We start from the raw sequence: 210 nt of genomic DNA on the forward strand, positions 1-210 counted from the left end.
ACGAGTACCGTGAGGGAAAGGTGAAAAGTGCCCCGGTGAGGGGTCGTGAAACAGTACCTGAAACCGTGTGCCTACAAGCCGTCAGAGCCGCGCCTGCATCTCATTCATGGGGTGTGGGTGGTGATGGCGTGCCTTTTGAAGAATGAGCCTGCGAGTCATGGTGTGTGGCGAGGTTAACCCGTGTGGGGGAGCCGTAGGGAAACCGAGTCT

At 58.1% G+C, this 210-nt stretch carries 1 rRNA gene; it reads left to right on the top strand.

Going from position 1 to position 210, the window contains the following annotated elements:
* Positions 1-210 (top strand): 23S ribosomal RNA (locus RUR_RS15330); the annotation flags it as partial.

The sequence above is a fragment of the Rhizohabitans arisaemae genome, assembly GCF_025996515.1.
In the GTDB taxonomy this organism is placed as follows: Bacteria; Actinomycetota; Actinomycetes; order Streptosporangiales; family Streptosporangiaceae; genus Rhizohabitans; species Rhizohabitans arisaemae.